15 protein-coding genes and 1 pseudogene are annotated in these 16551 nt (G+C 69.0%); 9 read left to right on the top strand and 7 right to left on the bottom strand.

The window, feature by feature from the left end; all coding sequences use genetic code 11:
- Window positions 1-80 precede the first annotated feature (80 nt).
- Both sucB and ACUP6Y_RS10410 read left to right on the top strand, forming a co-directional pair.
- A complete protein-coding gene (gene sucB, locus ACUP6Y_RS10415; RefSeq protein ID WP_462555975.1) occupies window positions 81-1871 on the top strand; it encodes a 2-oxoglutarate dehydrogenase, E2 component, dihydrolipoamide succinyltransferase in 1791 nt (596 codons plus the stop codon).
- Between the two features lie 11 nt (window positions 1872-1882).
- A complete protein-coding gene (locus ACUP6Y_RS10410) occupies window positions 1883-2782 on the top strand; it encodes a TIGR01777 family oxidoreductase (RefSeq protein WP_462555972.1) in 900 nt (299 codons plus the stop codon).
- Here ACUP6Y_RS10410 and ACUP6Y_RS10405 read toward each other — a convergent pair.
- On the bottom strand, window positions 2716-3327 hold the full coding sequence (locus ACUP6Y_RS10405; protein ID WP_462555970.1) for a hypothetical protein: 612 nt from the start codon (window positions 3325-3327) through the stop codon (window positions 2716-2718). The genes ACUP6Y_RS10410 and ACUP6Y_RS10405 overlap by 67 nt on opposite strands.
- 72 nt (window positions 3328-3399) lie before the next feature.
- Between ACUP6Y_RS10405 and lipB the strand changes: the two genes are divergently transcribed.
- The 5 genes from lipB to ACUP6Y_RS10380 all read left to right on the top strand — a co-directional run bounded on the left by lipB (window position 3400) and on the right by ACUP6Y_RS10380 (window position 7238).
- Window positions 3400-4131 carry a lipoyl(octanoyl) transferase LipB gene (lipB, locus tag ACUP6Y_RS10400; RefSeq protein WP_462555968.1) on the top strand — a complete coding sequence of 244 codons (732 nt, stop codon included), beginning with the start codon at window positions 3400-3402 and terminating at the stop codon, window positions 4129-4131.
- A 4-nt stretch (window positions 4132-4135) separates the two neighbouring features.
- Window positions 4136-5080: a lipoyl synthase gene (lipA, locus tag ACUP6Y_RS10395; RefSeq protein WP_462555966.1), complete on the top strand. Its 945-nt coding sequence runs from the start codon at window positions 4136-4138 to the stop codon at window positions 5078-5080.
- Window positions 5081-5116: 36 nt separating this feature from the next.
- Complete coding sequence (locus tag ACUP6Y_RS10390; protein ID WP_462555964.1) at window positions 5117-5833, top strand: DUF4191 domain-containing protein; 717 nt, start codon at window positions 5117-5119, stop codon at window positions 5831-5833.
- A 104-nt stretch (window positions 5834-5937) separates the two neighbouring features.
- Entirely contained in the window at window positions 5938-6519 is a 582-nt protein-coding gene (locus tag ACUP6Y_RS10385) for a DUF6318 family protein (RefSeq protein ID WP_462555962.1), read from the top strand.
- A gap of 224 nt (window positions 6520-6743) precedes the next feature.
- Window positions 6744-7238, top strand: a complete 495-nt coding sequence (locus ACUP6Y_RS10380) for a PKD domain-containing protein (protein WP_462555960.1) — start codon at window positions 6744-6746, stop codon at window positions 7236-7238.
- Between the two features lies 1 nt (window position 7239).
- Here ACUP6Y_RS10380 and ACUP6Y_RS10375 read toward each other — a convergent pair whose 3' ends face one another.
- Window positions 7240-7635 (bottom strand): RDD family protein, encoded by a 396-nt coding sequence (locus ACUP6Y_RS10375; RefSeq protein WP_462555958.1) that lies wholly within the window; start codon window positions 7633-7635, stop codon window positions 7240-7242.
- Between the two features lie 141 nt (window positions 7636-7776).
- On the opposite strand from ACUP6Y_RS10375, the gene ACUP6Y_RS10370 reads away from it, so the two are divergent.
- On the top strand, window positions 7777-9954 hold the full coding sequence (locus ACUP6Y_RS10370) for a glutamine synthetase III family protein (protein WP_462555956.1): 2178 nt from the start codon (window positions 7777-7779) through the stop codon (window positions 9952-9954).
- Window positions 9955-10171: 217 nt separating this feature from the next.
- Window positions 10172-11593 carry a type I glutamate--ammonia ligase gene (gene glnA / locus ACUP6Y_RS10365; protein ID WP_462555954.1) on the top strand — a complete coding sequence of 474 codons (1422 nt, stop codon included), beginning with the start codon at window positions 10172-10174 and terminating at the stop codon, window positions 11591-11593.
- A gap of 194 nt (window positions 11594-11787) precedes the next feature.
- On the opposite strand, the gene dprA is transcribed toward glnA, so the two are convergent.
- From dprA to ACUP6Y_RS10340, 5 genes and pseudogenes are all read right to left on the bottom strand, one after another.
- Entirely contained in the window at window positions 11788-12828 is a 1041-nt protein-coding gene (gene dprA / locus ACUP6Y_RS10360; protein ID WP_462555952.1) for a DNA-processing protein DprA, read from the bottom strand.
- A 195-nt stretch (window positions 12829-13023) separates the two neighbouring features.
- Window positions 13024-13614: a tyrosine-type recombinase/integrase gene (locus tag ACUP6Y_RS10355; RefSeq protein WP_462556701.1), complete on the bottom strand. Its 591-nt coding sequence runs from the start codon at window positions 13612-13614 to the stop codon at window positions 13024-13026.
- A gap of 187 nt (window positions 13615-13801) precedes the next feature.
- Window positions 13802-14581 carry an IS21-like element helper ATPase IstB gene (istB, locus tag ACUP6Y_RS10350; protein ID WP_462551617.1) on the bottom strand — a complete coding sequence of 260 codons (780 nt, stop codon included), beginning with the start codon at window positions 14579-14581 and terminating at the stop codon, window positions 13802-13804.
- Window positions 14578-16136, bottom strand: a pseudogene (gene istA, locus ACUP6Y_RS10345) (IS21 family transposase). Before istA ends, istB begins: the two are co-directional and overlap by 4 nt.
- Window positions 16137-16283: 147 nt before the next feature.
- On the bottom strand, window positions 16284-16457 hold the full coding sequence (locus ACUP6Y_RS10340) for a hypothetical protein (protein ID WP_462555950.1): 174 nt from the start codon (window positions 16455-16457) through the stop codon (window positions 16284-16286).
- Between the last annotated feature and the right edge of the window lie 94 nt (window positions 16458-16551).

Here is a 16551-nt window from a genome sequence, read left to right as displayed (position 1 = left end):
ACAAACCCATGGTTCCAGTTTGCCCGAACCGTGGGTGGGCCGTTGCGAGTTGGCTCGCTCGTGGTGCAAGGATGAGCCCCATGGCGACCGAAGTCACTCTCCCCGCGCTCGGTGAGTCCGTCACCGAAGGCACTGTCACTCGCTGGCTCAAGCAGGTCGGCGACCAGATCGCGATCGACGAGCCGCTGCTCGAGGTCAGCACCGACAAGGTGGACACGGAGATCCCGTCCCCCGTCGCCGGCACGCTGGTCGAGATCCGCGCGAACGAGGACGACACGGTCGAGGTCGGCGCCGTCCTGGCCGTCGTCGGCGACGCGGGCGAGGCTCCGGCCGCCGAGACTCCCGCGGCTCCGGCCGCAGAGGCCGCTCCGGCCGAGCCGGCTCCGGCTGCCGAGGCTCCGGCGCCCCCCGCCGCCCCGGAAACGCCGGCAGCCCCGGCCGCTCCCGAGCCCGCCGCGTCGGGCTCCGCCGAGGGCACCGCCGTCACCCTGCCCGCCCTGGGCGAGTCGGTCACCGAGGGCACCGTCACCCGCTGGCTCAAGCAGGTCGGCGACGCCGTCGCCGTCGACGAGCCGCTGCTCGAGGTCTCCACCGACAAGGTAGACACCGAGATCCCCTCCCCGGTCGCCGGCACGCTGCTCGAGATCAAGGCCGCCGAGGACGAGACGGTGGAGGTCGGCGCCGAGCTCGCGATCATCGGGTCGGGTGCTCCGGCCGCCGCTGCCCCTGCTGCCCCTGCTCCCGCTGCGCCGGAGGAGCCCGCTCCCGCTGCTGAGGCACCGGCCGCTCCGGCTGAGCCCACTCCCACTCCCGCTCCAGCTGAGCCCACTCCCGCTCCGGCCGCTCCGGCTCCGGCCGCTCCGGCTCCGGCAGCTCCGGCTCCGGCAGCTCCGGCTCCGGCAGCTCCGGCTCCGGCCGCTCCGGCTCCGGCAGCTCCGGCTCCGGCAGCCGAGGCGGGTGACGGCCCCGGCTACGTGACCCCGCTGGTCCGCAAGCTCGCCGCCCAGCACGGGGTCGACCTCGCCCAGGTCACCGGATCCGGTGTGGGCGGTCGGATCCGCAAGCAGGACGTCCTCGAGGCCGCCGCGCCGAAGGCCCCTGCCCCGGCCGCTCCGGCGGCAGCACCCACGGCCGCCGCCGCGTCGGTCGCGCCGTCGCCGCTGCGCGGCCAGACCGTCAAGGTCAGCCGGCTGCGCAAGATCATCGCCGAGCGGATGGTGGAGTCGCTGCACGTCTCGGCGCAGCTCACCCAGGTGGTCGAGATCGACGTCACCAACATCGCCCGGCTGCGCGAGAGCGTGAAGGCGGAGTTCCTGGCGCGAGAGGGTGTCAAGCTGACGTACCTGCCGTTCTTCACCAAGGCGGCCATCGACACCCTCAAGCAGCACCCGGCCCTCAACGCCAACCTCGACACCGAGAAGGGCGAGATCACCTACTACGACCGCGAGAACGTCGCGTTCGCCGTCGACACCGACAAGGGCCTGCTGACCCCGGTCGTCAAGGACGCCGGCGACCTGTCGATCTCCGGCCTCGCCAAGAAGATCGCCGACGTCGCCGAGCGCACCCGGACCAACAAGATCGGTCCCGACGAGCTCTCCGGCGGCACCTTCACCATCACCAACCTCGGCAGCTTCGGTGCGCTGTGGGACACCCCGATCATCAACCAGCCACAGGTCGCCATTCTCGGCCCCGGCGCGGTCGTGAAGCGGCCCGTGGTGATCGACGACGAGGACCTCGGCGAGACGATCGCCGTGCGCCACATGGTCTACTTCGCGCTCACCTACGACCACCGTGTGGTCGACGGCGCCGACGCCGGTCGCTTCCTGCGTGACTTGAAGAAGCGCCTCGAGGCCGGTCAGTTCGAGGTCTGAGGAACGCCCCCATGCACGTCGTGGTCGCCGGGGCCTCCGGTTTCCTCGGTCAGCATCTCGTCCGCGAGCTGCTCGACCGGGGGCACCGGGTGACGCGACTGGTCCGGCGCGACCCGGGGCCGGACGAGTCCCGCTGGGACCCGCAGGGCGGCGTCGTCGACAGCGACCTGGTCCAGGCCGCCGACGTCGTCGTCAACCTGGCCGGCTCACCGTTGATCGGCAACCCCCACTCCAAGAAGTGGGCGCGTGAGGTCCTCGCCAGCCGACGGACGACCACCGGGCTGCTTGCGACCACGATCGCCGCGGCCCCGACTCCGCCGACGCTGGTCAACGCCTCCGGCGTCAGCTGGTACGGCGATCACGGGACCGCCGAGCTGACCGAGTCCTCCGACACCCGCGGCCACGCCCTGCTCACCCGCGTGGCCCGCGAGTGGGAAGCGGCCGCTCGGCCGGCGAGCGGGGCCGGCGCGCGCGTCGTATTGCTGCGCACCGCTCCCGTGCAGGACCGCCGCAACCCGCCGCTGCGTCAGCAGCGTCTCCAGTTCCTCGCCGGTCTCGGCGGTCGCCTGGGCAACGGTCATCAGTACTACCCCCTCATCTCTCTGCGCGACTGGGTCGGCGCCGTCGCGTTTCTCATCGAGCACCCGACGGCGTCGGGTCCGGTCAACGTGTGTGCGCCGAACACACCGACCAACGCCGAGTTCACCCGGGCGCTGGCCAGGCTGGTCCGACGCCCAGCCGTGCTGCCGGCGCCCGCGGCCGCGATCCGGCTGGCTGCCGGACCGATGGCCGACGAGGTGCTCGCCTCGCTGAACCTTCGTGCGGCAGCGCTGCTCGACCTCGGCTACGGGTTCGCCGACCCGGACGTCGGGTCGGTGCTCGCGACCGGGCTCCGCGGCTCCGCGGCCTGAGCCGACGCGAGCAGCCACGCGTCGCCGGGCTTGACGAACACCAGGCGCCGGGTCGAGGGTCCGTCGCGAGGCAGCGCCAGCCGTTCCCCGGACCTCGGCCGCACGCCGACGGCGCCCGCGAGCCGATCGGTCACGACGAGCACGATCCGTCGGTCGGTGCGGCGCCGCAGCTCGACGGCGTGGACCTGCATGGTCATGCCCTCGACCCGCAGCCCCCGGCGCACCCACGCCCGCAGCATCGCCACGTCGCGTGCCCCTACCGGCGATCCGCGCGTGTAGAGGGCCCGGAGCGCCGCTAGATCCCCGTCCGCCCAGGCCCGCGCCCGGGAGCGATCCCAATCGCGGAGCACCGCCAGCGAGCCGACGGCGCGAGCCACGCCGACCCGCCCCGCGGCCGGAGCGAGGACGGCTCGCGGCGTGGCGGTCGTCGTACGGGATGGGGAGGGGGTCTCGGCACGCAGCACCAGGCCGACGACCACGGCGAGGACCGTGAGGACCACCGCGGCGGTTCCGAGAAGGACGGCCCGAGGGCCCGAGATCAGCATGGGAACGATCTTGGACCGGACCTCCGACAGGTGGGTCCGTTCATCCACAGGTCCCCGAGTAGGCTCGACGGCGTGACGCTGACCTTCCGCGAGGACGGACTCGGACCGGACTTCATCGACTACGTCACGGCGTGGGACCTCCAGCGCGAGCTGCACGCGCAGGTCGTGGCCGGCGAGGTGACCGACACCGTGCTCCTCGTCGAACATCCCCCGGTCTTCACCGCCAGCCGCCGTACCGAGGCCCACGAGCGCCCCGCCGACCCCGGCGGCGCACCGGTCATCGAGGTCGACCGCGGTGGCAAGATCACCTTCCACGGCCCCGGCCAGCTGGTCGGCTACCCCATCGTCCGGCTGCCCGATCACGTCAAGGTCGTCGACTACGTCCGCCGCCTCGAAGAGGCGATCATCGCGGTCTGCGCCGAGTTCGGGGTGACGACCGCGCGGATCCCCGGTCGTACCGGTGTGTGGCTCAAGGCCGACGAGAGGGGCGGCGAGCGCAAGATCGCCGCGATCGGGATCCGGGTCCGCAAGGGCGTGGCGATGCACGGCTTCGCGCTCAACTGCGATGTCGACCTGGGCTGGTACGACCGTTTCGTGCCCTGCGGCATCGCCGACGCGGGTGTCACGTCGCTGAGCGCCGAGCTCGGGCGCGACGTACCAGTGCGCGAGGTCGTCGACTCGGTACGACGGCACCTGGCCGAGCTCCTGGAGTGGAAGGACTACGTCGCCACCCCCGACTACGAGCCGCGGCCCGACCCGGCCAAGGTGGCGGTGCCGGTCGTCAGCTATCCCCGAGTAGGCTGAGCGGGTGAGTGCGACACCCGAGGGGCGCAAGCTCCTCCGCCTGGAGGTCCGCAACGCGGAGACCCCGATCGAGCGCAAGCCGTCGTGGATCAAGACCCGCGCGAAGATGGGACCCGAATACACCGCCCTACAAAAACTCGTGAAGTCCGAAGGACTCCACACCGTGTGCCAAGAAGCCGGCTGCCCCAACATCTTCGAATGCTGGGAAGACAAGGAGGCCACCTTCCTCATCGGCGGCGACCAATGCACCCGCCGCTGCGACTTCTGCCAGATCGACACCGGCAAGCCCCAACCCCTCGACCGCGACGAGCCCCGACGCGTCGCCGAGTCGGTCCAGACCATGGGCCTCAAGTACGCCACCATCACCGGCGTCGCCCGCGACGACCTCCCCGACGGCGGCGCCTGGCTCTACGCCGAGACCGTACGCGCCATCCACGACCTCAACCCCGACACCGGCGTCGAGAACCTGGTGCCCGACTTCAACGGCGTACCCGACCTGCTGGCCCAGGTCTTCGAGTCCCGCCCCGAGGTCCTGGCCCACAACCTCGAGACCGTGCCGCGGATCTTCAAACGGATCCGCCCCGCGTTCCGCTACGAACGCTCCCTCGACGTCCTCACCGCCGCCCGGGCCTTCGGACTGGTCACCAAGTCCAACCTCATCCTCGGCATGGGCGAGACCCGCGAGGAGGTCTCCGTCGCACTGCGGGACCTGTATGACGCCGGCTGCGAGCTGGTCACCATCACCCAGTACCTCCGACCCTCGGCCCGGCACCACCCCGTCGAACGGTGGGTCAAGCCTCAGGAGTTCGTCGAGCTCGCCACCGAGGCCGAGGAGATCGGCTTCGCGGGCGTCCTGTCCGGACCGCTCGTGCGTTCGTCGTACCGGGCGGGTCGTCTGTATCGTCAGGCGATGGCCGCGCGTGACGCGCGCGCCGAAGCGACTGCCTGACGTCCGCCGTTCCGCCTGAGGAGACCGCAGCACCCCATGTCGAACACGCCTGTCGATCCGTCCACGCTGAGCCGCCGCCGGCAGATCCTCGAGACCTACAAGATGTCGCGGGAGGTCGATCCGGCCATCCGTTGGTGGATGCTCGGCTCGTTCCTGGTGTTCGGCGGCCTCGGCCTAGCGCTGTTCCGGCTGGTGCTCCCCCACAACAACTCGGTCTTCAGCTGGATCCTCGGCGGGATCGCGACCTTCCTCATCGGCCTGCTCGCCGTGATGATCGTGTTCGGTCGCCGTGCGCAGAAGGCGGCGTTCGCGCGCCTCGACGGCCAGCTCGGCGCCGCCGCCCGCGCGCTCACCATGCTGCGACGCGGCTGGGTGATCGAGGAGGTCGTCGGGTTCACCAAGCAGCAGGACATGGTCCACCGCGTCGTCGGCCCGCCCGGGATCGTTCTCGTCGGCGAGGGCAATCCCGCGCGCCTCAAGGCGCTGATGGCCAGCGAGCACCGGAAGCACGAGCGGGTCGCCGGTGACTACCCCGTGCATGACGTCCTCGTGGGCAAGGACGAGGGCCAGGTCCCGCTCAACAAGCTGGTCCGCCACGTCCAGAAGCTCGGCCGCCAGGTCAAGCCCGCCGAGATCACCGAGCTGCGCCAGCGCCTTCGCGCCCTCGACGCCCAGCGCCCGAAGGTCCCGCTGCCCCGCGGCCCGGTGCCGACGTCGATGAAGGGGATGCGCGGCAACCTGCGCGGCCGCTGAACGGCTTTCCACAGCTCGCCACCTCTCAGTGGCGCAAGCGCCCGGATCGGGATAGCGTCACCACGCGTCCCCGGTCCGGGCGCTTGCACATCTCGGGAGGACCCATGGGTACGACGATCCGCACCGCCGCCGTCGCGGCGACCGTGGTGCTGCTCTTGGGCGGGTGCAGTGACGACGAACCGTCGCCGACTGATCCGACGTCGTCGTGGAGTCCCACCGAAACGATGGAGGCGCCCACCTCGGATGCCGTGGAGCCGGTAGAGCCGGAGCTGCCCGGGGCAGCGACGGAGGCGAGCGAGGCGGGAGCTCGGGCGTTCATCGAGTACTACTGGGAGTTGATCAACTACGCGCAGGTCACAGGGGATGTGAAGGCGCTGCGGGCGGTGTCGGGCAAGACCTGCGAGGGCTGCGACAAAGGCATCGCAATAGTCGACGACCTGTACAGCAGCGGTGGCCGGGCCGAAGGCGGCGAATACGAACTGACCGTCACCCAGATCAAGCAGGTTGAGGCTGCGGACAAGTCGCTCCAGGGCATCGAAGCGCGCTACAACGTCCGCAACGCGGAGCAGACGATCGTCCATGGTGACGGGAGCCGCGAGATCATGACGCCTGGCACCACCGAGTACTTGAGCTACCTGATCTGGCTCGACGGCGCCTGGCGCACTGACGTCTTGGAGCCACAATGAGGATGACTTTCGCACTGGTCACGTTTTTGTTCGTTCTGATGGTCGCGCCCGCAGCCGCGGACAACGATCCAGATGTCGCGGCGGGGACCACAACAGGTGGGCTCTTCGCCACTGGGACGAAGTCACATACTCCGCCGCCAGGTGGCCCGCAACAACCGACAGGCCAGATTCCTGCCGGTCCTCACATCACCATCGGTCAAGCCGCATGTCCCGGGGCCACTCCAGTGGTCGGCACCGACGCGGCGGTCTTCTGCAACGCCGATGACCAGCAGCCCACACTCACCGTCGCCGACGTCCAGAAGGCCTTCGCCGAGCTCAAGCTCCCCGCCGGCACCCTCGTCATCCAGCCACCCGACGGACTGACCCTGGTCAACTTCAAGACCAACTTCTACACGACCAGCACGACCCCGATCAGCACGACCGTCACCCTCCTCGACCAACCCGTGACCCTCGAGGCCACCCCGGCCAGCTTCACCTGGCACTTCGGCGACGGCGAGTCGACCAGCACGACCAAGCCGGGGGCCGCCTACCCGGACCTCACCATCACCCACAACTACCAGCGCAAGGGCGACTACCAGCCCAGCCTGTCCACGACCTACACCGGGCGCTACCGGGTCGGTGACGGGGGCTGGCAGGCGATCCCAGGCACTGTCACCATCGACGGCACCGGCCAGCCCCTTCGTGCCATCGAGGCCAAACCCAAGCTCGTCGGCTACTGACCTACTTGGTCAGCGTGCGCAACGTCGCGAAGGTGACGGTCGAGGTACCGGCGAAGAGATCGTGCAAGCCACGTCCGTCGGGGCGGAACACCAGCGGCGGGATCACGAGGGCGACCAGGACCTGCCGGCCGATGGCCTTGATCGGGCTGAGGCGGCGCAGGTGCCCGTCGGCGGGGACGACGCACAGCCCGGTCAGCAGCTTGCCGGCCGAGCCGCCGCCGAGCCAGGTGAGCAGCCCGGACTCGACGACGAAGACGATGAGGACCGCGCCGGAGGCGAAGGAGCCGGGCTCGGAGTACTCGTCGAGCCCGAAGATCACGATGACGACCAGGGTGCTCAGCAGCCAGTCCACGAGCAGGGCGAGGATCCGGCGACCCCACGATGCGTTCTCGATCACCCCCCAACGCTAGCGAAGGCCCTCGGGCAACCTGTTACACGCCCGAAACATGAGGGCAACCCTGCGAAATCTGGACGCCCTACGGTCACCGTTACGTCGCCTGTGCGATGGCATCTGCTGAGACCACCTGGGAGTTTCCACATGACTTCGAACCCGACCCGCTTGGGCGCGATCCGCACCATCGAGGCGAACGAGGCGCCGGCGGCGTTCTTCGACGTCGACGAGAAGACGGGCGCCATCTACGGCGAGAACGTCTTCTCCCTCTCGGTGATGCAGAAGCGCCTGCCGAAGTCGGTGTTCAAGTCGGTCGCCGCGACCATCCAGCGCGGCGAGAAGCTCGACCCGGCCGTGGCCGACATCGTCGCCTCGGCGATGAAGGACTGGGCGATGGAGAAGGGCGTCACGCACTACGCCCACGTCTTCTACCCGCTCACCGGCCTCACCGCCGAGAAGCACGACTCGTTCATGGAGCCGGTCGGCGACGGTACGGCGGTCTGGGAGTTCTCCGGCAAGACCCTGGTTCAGGGCGAGCCGGACGCCAGCTCCTTCCCCAACGGCGGCATCCGGGCGACCTTCGAGGCGCGCGGGTACACCGGCTGGGACGTGCAGTCGCCCGCGTACATCCTCGAGAACCCCAACGGCAACACCCTGTGCATCCCGACCATCTTCGTCTCGATGACCGGAGAGGCGCTCGACCACAAGACCCCGCTGCTGCGCTCGCAGAACGCCATGTCGGAGCAGGCTCAGCGGATCCTGGCGCTCTTCGGGCACGAGAAGATCGACAACGTGGTGTCGTACTGCGGTCCTGAGCAGGAGTACTTCCTCGTCGACTCGTCCTTCGTACACTCCCGTCCCGACCTGCTCAACGCGGGCCGCACCCTGTTCGGGGCGAAGCCGCCGAAGGGCCAGGAGTTCGACGACCACTACTTCGGCGCCATCCCGGAGCGGGTGCTGGGCTTCATGCACGACACCGAGCGCGCCCTGTTCAAGCTCGGCGTGCCGGCGAAGACCCGTCACAACGAGGTCGCGCCGGGCCAGTTCGAGATCGCGCCGGTGTTCGAGCGCGCCAACCTCGCCTCGGACCACCAGCAGCTGATCATGTCGACGTTCAAGTCAGTTGCGAAGACCCACGGCTTCGAGTGCCTCTTCCACGAGAAGCCGTTCGCGGGCGTCAACGGCTCCGGCAAGCACGTCAACTTCTCGTTCGGCAACGAGCTCCAGGGCAACTTCCTCAACCCCGGCGACAACCCCCACGACAACGCGCAGTTCCTCGTGTTCTGCGCCGCGGTCATCCGGGCCGTCCACCTGTACGGCGGCCTGCTGCGACTCTCGATCGCAAGCGCCGGCAACGACCACCGCCTGGGCGCCAACGAGGCCCCGCCGGCGATCATCTCGATCTTCCTCGGCGACCAGCTCCAGGACGTCTTCGAGCAGATCGCCAAGGGTGGCGCCACCTCGTCGAAGCAGAAGGGGGTCCTGTCCGTCGGCGTCGACACGCTGCCCGACCTGACCAAGGACGCCGGCGACCGCAACCGCACCTCGCCGATGGCCTTCACCGGCAACCGATTCGAGTTCCGCGCCGCCGGCTCGAACCAGACCGTCGCCGCGCCGATGGTCGTGATCAACACGATCATGGCCGAGGCGCTCGACTACCTGGCCACCGAGCTGGAGGCCGCCGTCAGGGCCGGCACCGAGTTCAACGACGCCGTCCAGTCGGTCCTCGCGAAGGTCGTCGAGAACCACGGCGCGGTCGTCTTCAACGGCAACGGCTACTCCGAGGAGTGGCACGCCGAGGCCGCGCAGCGGGGGCTGAAGAACCTGCGCACGACGGTCGACGCGCTGCCGGAGTACCAGACGCCAGAGGCCAAGAAGCTGTTCTCGACGTACGGCGTCTTCAGCGAGGCCGAGCTCGAGTCGCGCTTCGAGGTGGGCGTCGAGCAGTACGTCATGACCATCAACGTCGAGGCGAACCTGACGGAGGAGATCGCGCGTACGACGATCCTCCCGGCCGCCGTGCGCTACCAGACCGAGCTCGCCACGAACGTCGCGTCACTCAAGGCGGCCGGCGTCGACTCCGACACCACCGACCTGCTCGCCGTCACCGAGCTGGTGACCGCGCTGCGCACCGGCATCGCGGGCCTGGTCGCCGCCCAGGCCGGCGCCGCGAAGCACCACGGCCTCGAGGAGGCGGCCCGCTACCGCGACGACGTCCTGCCCGCGATGCTCGCGGTCCGCGAGGCCGCCGACGCGCTCGAGGCCGTCGTCGCCGACGACCTGTGGTCGCTGCCGACGTACCAGGAGATGCTCTTCATCCGCTGACCGGACCCTCCCCGAGCTGCCCCGCCCCCGCCGAGGGTCGGGGCAGTTCGGCATGGGCGCGTTGTTAACACGGACGAAACAAGGCGGTACTGCGACCGCAACAGGTGATTCGGTAGGTTGCCGGGAGCGGGTGCCGGCCACATCGCCGTACCGGTGCCCCGATCGCCATAGGCTGAACCGATGGCTGGGCCGCGGCGCCGCAGCCGAGGAGGACCGAATGTTCAACAACAGCGAAGAGCTGCTCAAGTACATCAAGGACGAGGGCGTCGAGATGATCGACGTCCGTTTCTGCGACCTGCCCGGTGTGATGCAGCACTTCACCGTGCCGGCCTCGTCCTTCGACCAGTCCGTCTTCGACGACGGCCTGGGCTTCGACGGCTCCTCGATCCGCGGCTTCCAGGCGATCAACGAGTCGGACATGTCGCTGTTCCCCGACCCGACCACGGCGTACATCGACCCCTTCCGGAAGTCGAAGACCCTCAACGTCAACTTCTTCATCCACGACCCGATCACAGGCGAGGCTTACTCGCGCGACCCGCGCAACATCGCCAAGAAGGCGCTCGCCTACCTGGCGTCCACCGGCATCGCCGACACCGCCTTCTTCGCGCCCGAGGCCGAGTTCTACATCTTCGACAACGTGCGCTACTCCACCGGCGTCAACGAGGGCTACTACCACATCGACTCCGTCGAGGGCTGGTGGAACTCCGGCAAGGACGACGGACAGAACAAGGGCTACAAGACCCGCCTCAAGGGCGGCTACTTCCCCGTCGAGCCGTACGACCACTACAGCGACCTGCGCGCCGACATGGTCAAGAACCTCGAGGCCTGCGGCCTCCAGGTCGAACGCGCCCACCACGAGGTCGGCACCGCCGGCCAGGCCGAGATCAACTACCGCTTCGACACGCTGCTCAAGGCCGCGGACGACGTGATGAAGTTCAAGTACCTCATCAAGAACACCGCCTGGGAGCAGGGCAAGTCGGTCACCTTCATGCCGAAGCCGATCTTCGGCGACAACGGCTCGGGCATGCACGTCCACTCCTCGCTGTGGAAGGACGGCTCGCCGCTGTTCTACGACGAGACCGGGTACGGCGGCCTCTCGGACCTCGCCCGCTGGTACATCGGCGGCATCCTCGACCACGCCCCGGCGCTGCTCGCGTTCACCAACCCGACCGTGAACTCCTTCCACCGCCTGGTTCCCGGCTACGAGGCCCCGATCTCGCTGGTCTACTCCTCACGCAACCGCTCCGCCTCGATCCGCATCCCGATCACCGGCAGCAACCCCAAGGCCAAGCGCGTCGAGGCCCGCTTCCCCGACCCGTCGGCGAACCCCTACCTCGCCTTCTCGGCCCTGATGCTCGCCGGCCTCGACGGCATCCAGAACAAGACCGAGCCGCCCGCCCCTGTCGACAAGGACATCTACGAGCTCCCGCCGGACGAGATGGCCGAGATCGCCCAGGTCCCGACCTCCCTCGGCGCCGTGCTCGAGGCACTCGAAGCCGACCACGACTTCCTCACCGTCGGCAACGTCTTCACGCCCGACCTGATCGAGACGTGGACGTCGTACAAGCGCGAGAACGAGATCGCACCGGTGCAGCTGCGGCCGCACCCGCACGAGTTCGAGCTCTATTACGACATCTAGGACGTAGAGGGCCTCTGACCTGCGCAAACACCGTGTGAGCAGGTCCCCGGTCCTCAATCTGTCCTCAGGAGCAGACGGAAAGAAGGGCCGGTGGGAAGTCATTCGGACTCTCACCGGGCCTTTGCCCTGCGTGGGGGCTGGCCGGCGACGGCCGGGGTGCCGGCGCGCCTTGTCCCCGTGGCTTGCCTCCCTGGTCATCGCGGCGGTGAGGCTTGTCGCTGGGTCTGGCCTGGCGTTGCCGTGCGCTCGGGTGGCGGGCGCCGGTGCGTGGTACGACTCTCGGCATCGACCCCGGCTTCCCCAGCCGCCGGGATAGCGCCGAGATCCTCGAGGACGTTCTCGGCTCGGGTCACCATGGTGGCTTGACCGGCGCGAACCAAGTGATGTGCGCCCTCCGAGGTGATGCTGCTGACGGGACCGGGGACGGCCATCACGGGTCGGTTCAGCTCGCCACTCCATCGCGCCGTGGTCAGCGCCCCGCTTCGCGGGGCTGCCTCGACCACGACCGTTCCCTCGCTCAACGCGGCGGTGAGCCGATTGCGTGCCAGGAACCGTTCCCGTGTGGGAGCCGCACCGGGAGGATACTCAGACACCACCAGGCCGTGTTCGGCAATGGCGGTCAGGAGTGCGGCATGGGCCGCCGGGTAGGCGCGGTCGACGCCGCAAGGCAGGACTGCGACCGTGGTACCTCCGGTGGCGAGTGCGCCGCGGTGTGCCGCCTGATCAATGCCATAGGCTGCCCCGCTGACGATCGTCACCCGGTGTGTGGCGAGGTCGGCGCTGAGGGAACGTGCTTGCTCCATCCCGTACGGGGTGGCTGCCCGGGAACCGACGATCGCGACGGCGGAGGCCGTTGTCTCCGCGAGCGAGCCCTCACCCCGGACCCACAGGCCGATGGGCATTCCTCCGCGTTCATGCTGCGGCGAGCACCGCTGTAGGCCGGCGACCTGCCGGGGCCACTCCGGATCACCGGGCACGATAAGCCGGATGCCTTCTCGCCCGGCTCGTTCAAGCTCAAGCGCCGGGTCGACCTCGTTGACCGACTGCGCATGGCGTGCGTTCCATGCTCCACCCGGGAGGCCGTCACCGATGAGGTCGACCACGGGTACGGCGCCGAGCTCGTCGACCAGCGCAGCGATGTGCGAGTCTCCTGCCTCGGTGCACTTGGTCAACACGACCCGGGCCAGCCGATCAGACTCACGGCCGGACTCGTCGGGGTCTGCCGCGAACATCATGCGGATCTCCCCCGCAGCACTCCCGCCGCAGCCCGTGGCGGCGCCGGTTCCAGCGTCCGGAGCCGGCTGCCGCCGGCGATGACCTCATCCATGCCCTGACTCCCTTCGGATCGTCGACCTCGGCTACCTACGGGTGTGGGTGCTGCCCCAGCGACCACTCCAGCCAGAGAGACCCGCTCGACTCGCCTCAGTTGCCTACTCAGCTCCCCCGGTTTCCTGGTCGTCCTGGTCGCTCTCGAGCTCGGCCACACGCGCCGAGAGGATGGCATCCACTGCAGCCTTGGTGGTCTCGTCGCTGCCGGGCCACAGGTGCGAGTAGGTCACCAAGGTCGTGAAGGCCGAGGCGTGGCGCAGGCGCGCCTGGACGACCTTCACATCGGCGCCCGAGGCGATCAGCATGGAAGCGAAGTAGTGCCGAAGATCGTGGTAACGGAAGTCTTCGGGCAGACCTCGCACCTTGGTCCGCGCTGCCCGGATGGCCCGCTGCAGAGTCCACGGAGTGAGCTGCTGGCCCCACAGGTTCGAGAAGAGCCACTTCTTCTCCTTGCTCGGCCCGGTAGTGGGGTACGCCTCGATATGGGCTGCGAGTCGGAGCGCCAGCGACTGAGGGAACGGGACCGGCGTGGTCGAGTTGTCAGTCTTGAGCGGCTCGCCCGGGTACTGCGCCAACGGCTGCCAGACACCGCGCATGAAGTCCAGATCGCTCACCAGTAGGCCGCATACATCGGCATCCCGCGTGCCGAGGAAGGCACCCGTCAGGATGGCCGCTCGTAGGTGCTCGGGCATTGCATCGTGCAGTGCCCACAGTTGCGCTGTGGTGCAGACGAAGGGACGTTGCTTGCCAGCGTCTGGCGAGGTTCGACGTGAGCACGGAGACTTCGCAACGACCCCGTCGAGAACCGCATCGGTGTCAATGGCCAAGTTGAGGTCCCCGCTGGTGGCCAACTAAAGGTCCCCACCCTTCGCTCGGGGTTCAGCTGGTCGTGAGTCGGGTTCCTCCCTTCGCTCGGGCCTGTCGCATGCGGTAGGAGTCGCCGTCGGTGACGACGGTGTGGCAGTGGTGCAGGAGCCGGTCGAGCATGCTGACCGCGGTGGTGTGCTCGGGCAGGAACCGTCCCCAGGACTCGAAGGGCCAGTGGGACGCGATGCCGAGCGACCTGCGTTCGTAGGCGGCTGCGACGAACCGGAACAGCAACTGGGCGCCGGTGTCGTCCAGGGGCGCGAACCCGAGCTCGTCGACGAGGACGAGGTCGTTGCGCAGCAGGGTCTCGATGAGCTTTCCGACGCTGTTGTCGGCCAGCCCGCGGTAGAGGGTCTCGACGAGCTCGGCGGCGGTGAAGTACCGGACCCGATGACCGTGCTCGACGGCGGCGATGCCGAGTGCGATGAGGGTGTGGGACTTCCCGGTGCCGGCCGGGCCGATCATGCACACGTTCTCGGCTGCGCGGATCCACTCCAACGAGGAGAGGTAGTCGAACGTCGCTGGTGGGATCGAGGACGCTGCGACGTCGAACTCCTCGAGCGTCTTCCTCACAGGGAAGGCTGCTTGCCGCATCCTGGTGCGGACGTTGGACTCCTCACGCGAGGCGATCTCGGCCTCGATGAGGGTGCGGAGGAACTCCTCGGGCTTCCACCGTTGGGTCTTCGCGGTGACCAGCAGCTCGGGTGCCAGCCGGCGCATCGCGGCCATCTTCAACCGCTTCAATCCCTCGTTCAGGTCCGTCGGCAGCGGTGGTGGGGTCGACGCGGTCACGACACCTCACCCCCATCCGTCCCGTCGATCCGGTAGGCGTCCAGCGACCGTGTGGGCACCGTGGGCAGGGTCATCACCAGCGCCTGCCCCGCGGCGGTCGGCCGGGGTGCGTGGCCGTTGGTGGCCAGGATCGAACGGACGTCGTCGGCACGCCACCGCCCGAACGCCACCGCCCGAACGCGACCGCCCGTTCGAGTGCGGCCAGCAGTGGTTCGGTGCCATGGGCGGCGGCCAGGGTGAGGATCTCGGCGATCTCGCTGCCCAGCTTGGTCACACCCGCGGCCGCGGCGCCGGTCAGGAACGCCTCGGCGACTGGCCCCAACTCCAGGAACTCCCGCTCGACTACCGTCTTGGGGCGTGCTCCGCGACGCGGAGTGTCCGGGCGTGGCCGGTCGTAGTGGGCATCGACGACCGAGGTCTCGCCCGGCGCCACCAACTGGTGTTCGGCGTGGACCTCGCCGGTGACCGGCTCGACCACTCGCAGCACCCGGTCCCGCTCGTCGACCAGCACCGTGACCGTGGCCCCGATCAGCCGGTTCGGGACCGAGTAGCGCGCTGAGGCGAACCGGATGCAGGACAGCTTGTCGACCTTGCGGGTGATCGGCTTCGAACCGACCTCCAGCCGCAGCGACGGCAACTCACCGAGCAGCTCCCGCTCCGTGTCGAGCCGCTCGGCCGGGATCGCGTGGATCTCGCTATGGCAACGACCATTCACCTCCTCACACCACGCCACGGCGCGGGCGTTGAGCCCCGCGATGCCCTCAGCCCACGGGTCCTCGCCAAGAACAGGGTCGAGCTCGAGCGGGACCAGCAGGTCGTCCTTGGCGTAGCCGACCAGGTTCTCCACGATGCCCTTGGACTCCGGGTCCGCGCCATGACAGAAGTCGGGCCGGAACCGGTAGTGGGTCGCGAACCGGACGTAGTCCGGTGCAGGCACGACGACGTTCGCGACCACCCCTCCCTTCAGGCACCCCATCCGGTCGGCCAGCACGACCTTCGGGACCCCGCCGAGAACCTCGAAGCACTCCGCCAACATCCCCAGCGTCGTGGCCTGCTGCTCATCGGCGGCGAACCGGACGAACCGGAACCGTGACCACGCCAGCACAGCACAGAACACGTGGACCTTCCGCCCGCCGATGATCTCCTCGCCCCAGTCGATCGCGAGGACCTCACCCGGCGACCACACCGCCGGACGCCGGCCACCGGCACGGGCATGACCCCGTCGCCACTCGCTCTTGGCCTGGGCGACCAGCCGCCGGAAGTTGCGGTCCGACCCCGCATAGCCGGCAGCGCGCGCCGCCGGCAGTAGCCGCTTCGCGCTGATCTTCCCCGCGGTCTTCTTCACACTCTCCGCGACCAGGTCGGCGACCCCGTCGTAGTTCCTGGCTCGCGGCGCCCGCACCTGCGGACTCCCACCCTGGCTGGCCAGCTCGTGCGCGGTGATGATCCGCTTCACCGTCTTATGGGTCGTGCCGCAGATCTCTGCGGCTCCCCGGTAGGTGCCTACGTCTCGGTAGGCGGCAATCACGTCCATTCGTTCCTTCGCGTTCTTCAATGGAAGCCCCTGCGTGGTGCTCGGTGACTGGTTGGCACCGCCACCGTCACCACGCAGGGCCCTCACGTCGGCTACGACACGCGAAGAGTGGGGACTTCTATCTGGCCACCAGTGGGGACCTTGACCTGGCCACCAGTGGGGACTTTTTCATGGCCACGGACACAGGGTCGAGCCGAGCGCAATCGAGATCAGGTCGGCTCGCAGCTTCGGTGTTCCCCGGCCATAGAGCCTGATCTCCCGCTTGGTGCGCTTGGGGTACTGGCTGGCCTCTTCGACGAGCGCCGCGACGATCTCCTCGTCCGTGGCGCCCTCGGCGATCATGCGGTAGGGGCTGGCCTCGAGCCCGATGAGAGCACTCCTCTCAAAGGAGAGCGGTCTGCTCGGCATGGCTAGGCTCCCCGCTCGACGGGCTCGT

The organism is Nocardioides sp. S5-5 (assembly GCF_054954065.1).
This window is presented reverse-complemented; position numbering and strand designations above follow the sequence as displayed.

Bases quoted from the DNA above. Each gene is read 5' to 3' on its own strand.
- dprA (WP_462555952.1), bottom strand. From the start codon at position 12,828: ATGATGTTCGCGGCAGACCCCGACGAGTCCGGCCGTGAGTCTGATCGG.
- ACUP6Y_RS10410 (WP_462555972.1), top strand. From the start codon at position 1,883: ATGCACGTCGTGGTCGCCGGGGCCTCCGGTTTCCTCGGTCAGCATCTC.
- ACUP6Y_RS10370 (WP_462555956.1), top strand. From the start codon at position 7,777: ATGACTTCGAACCCGACCCGCTTGGGCGCGATCCGCACCATCGAGGCG.
- sucB (WP_462555975.1), top strand. From the start codon at position 81: ATGGCGACCGAAGTCACTCTCCCCGCGCTCGGTGAGTCCGTCACCGAA.
- ACUP6Y_RS10340 (WP_462555950.1), bottom strand. From the start codon at position 16,457: ATGATCGCCGAGGGCGCCACGGACGAGGAGATCGTCGCGGCGCTCGTC.
- ACUP6Y_RS10355 (WP_462556701.1), bottom strand. From the start codon at position 13,614: ATGCCCGAGCACCTACGAGCGGCCATCCTGACGGGTGCCTTCCTCGGC.
- ACUP6Y_RS10385 (WP_462555962.1), top strand. From the start codon at position 5,938: ATGGGTACGACGATCCGCACCGCCGCCGTCGCGGCGACCGTGGTGCTG.
- glnA (WP_462555954.1), top strand. From the start codon at position 10,172: ATGTTCAACAACAGCGAAGAGCTGCTCAAGTACATCAAGGACGAGGGC.
- ACUP6Y_RS10390 (WP_462555964.1), top strand. From the start codon at position 5,117: ATGTCGAACACGCCTGTCGATCCGTCCACGCTGAGCCGCCGCCGGCAG.
- ACUP6Y_RS10405 (WP_462555970.1), bottom strand. From the start codon at position 3,327: ATGCTGATCTCGGGCCCTCGGGCCGTCCTTCTCGGAACCGCCGCGGTG.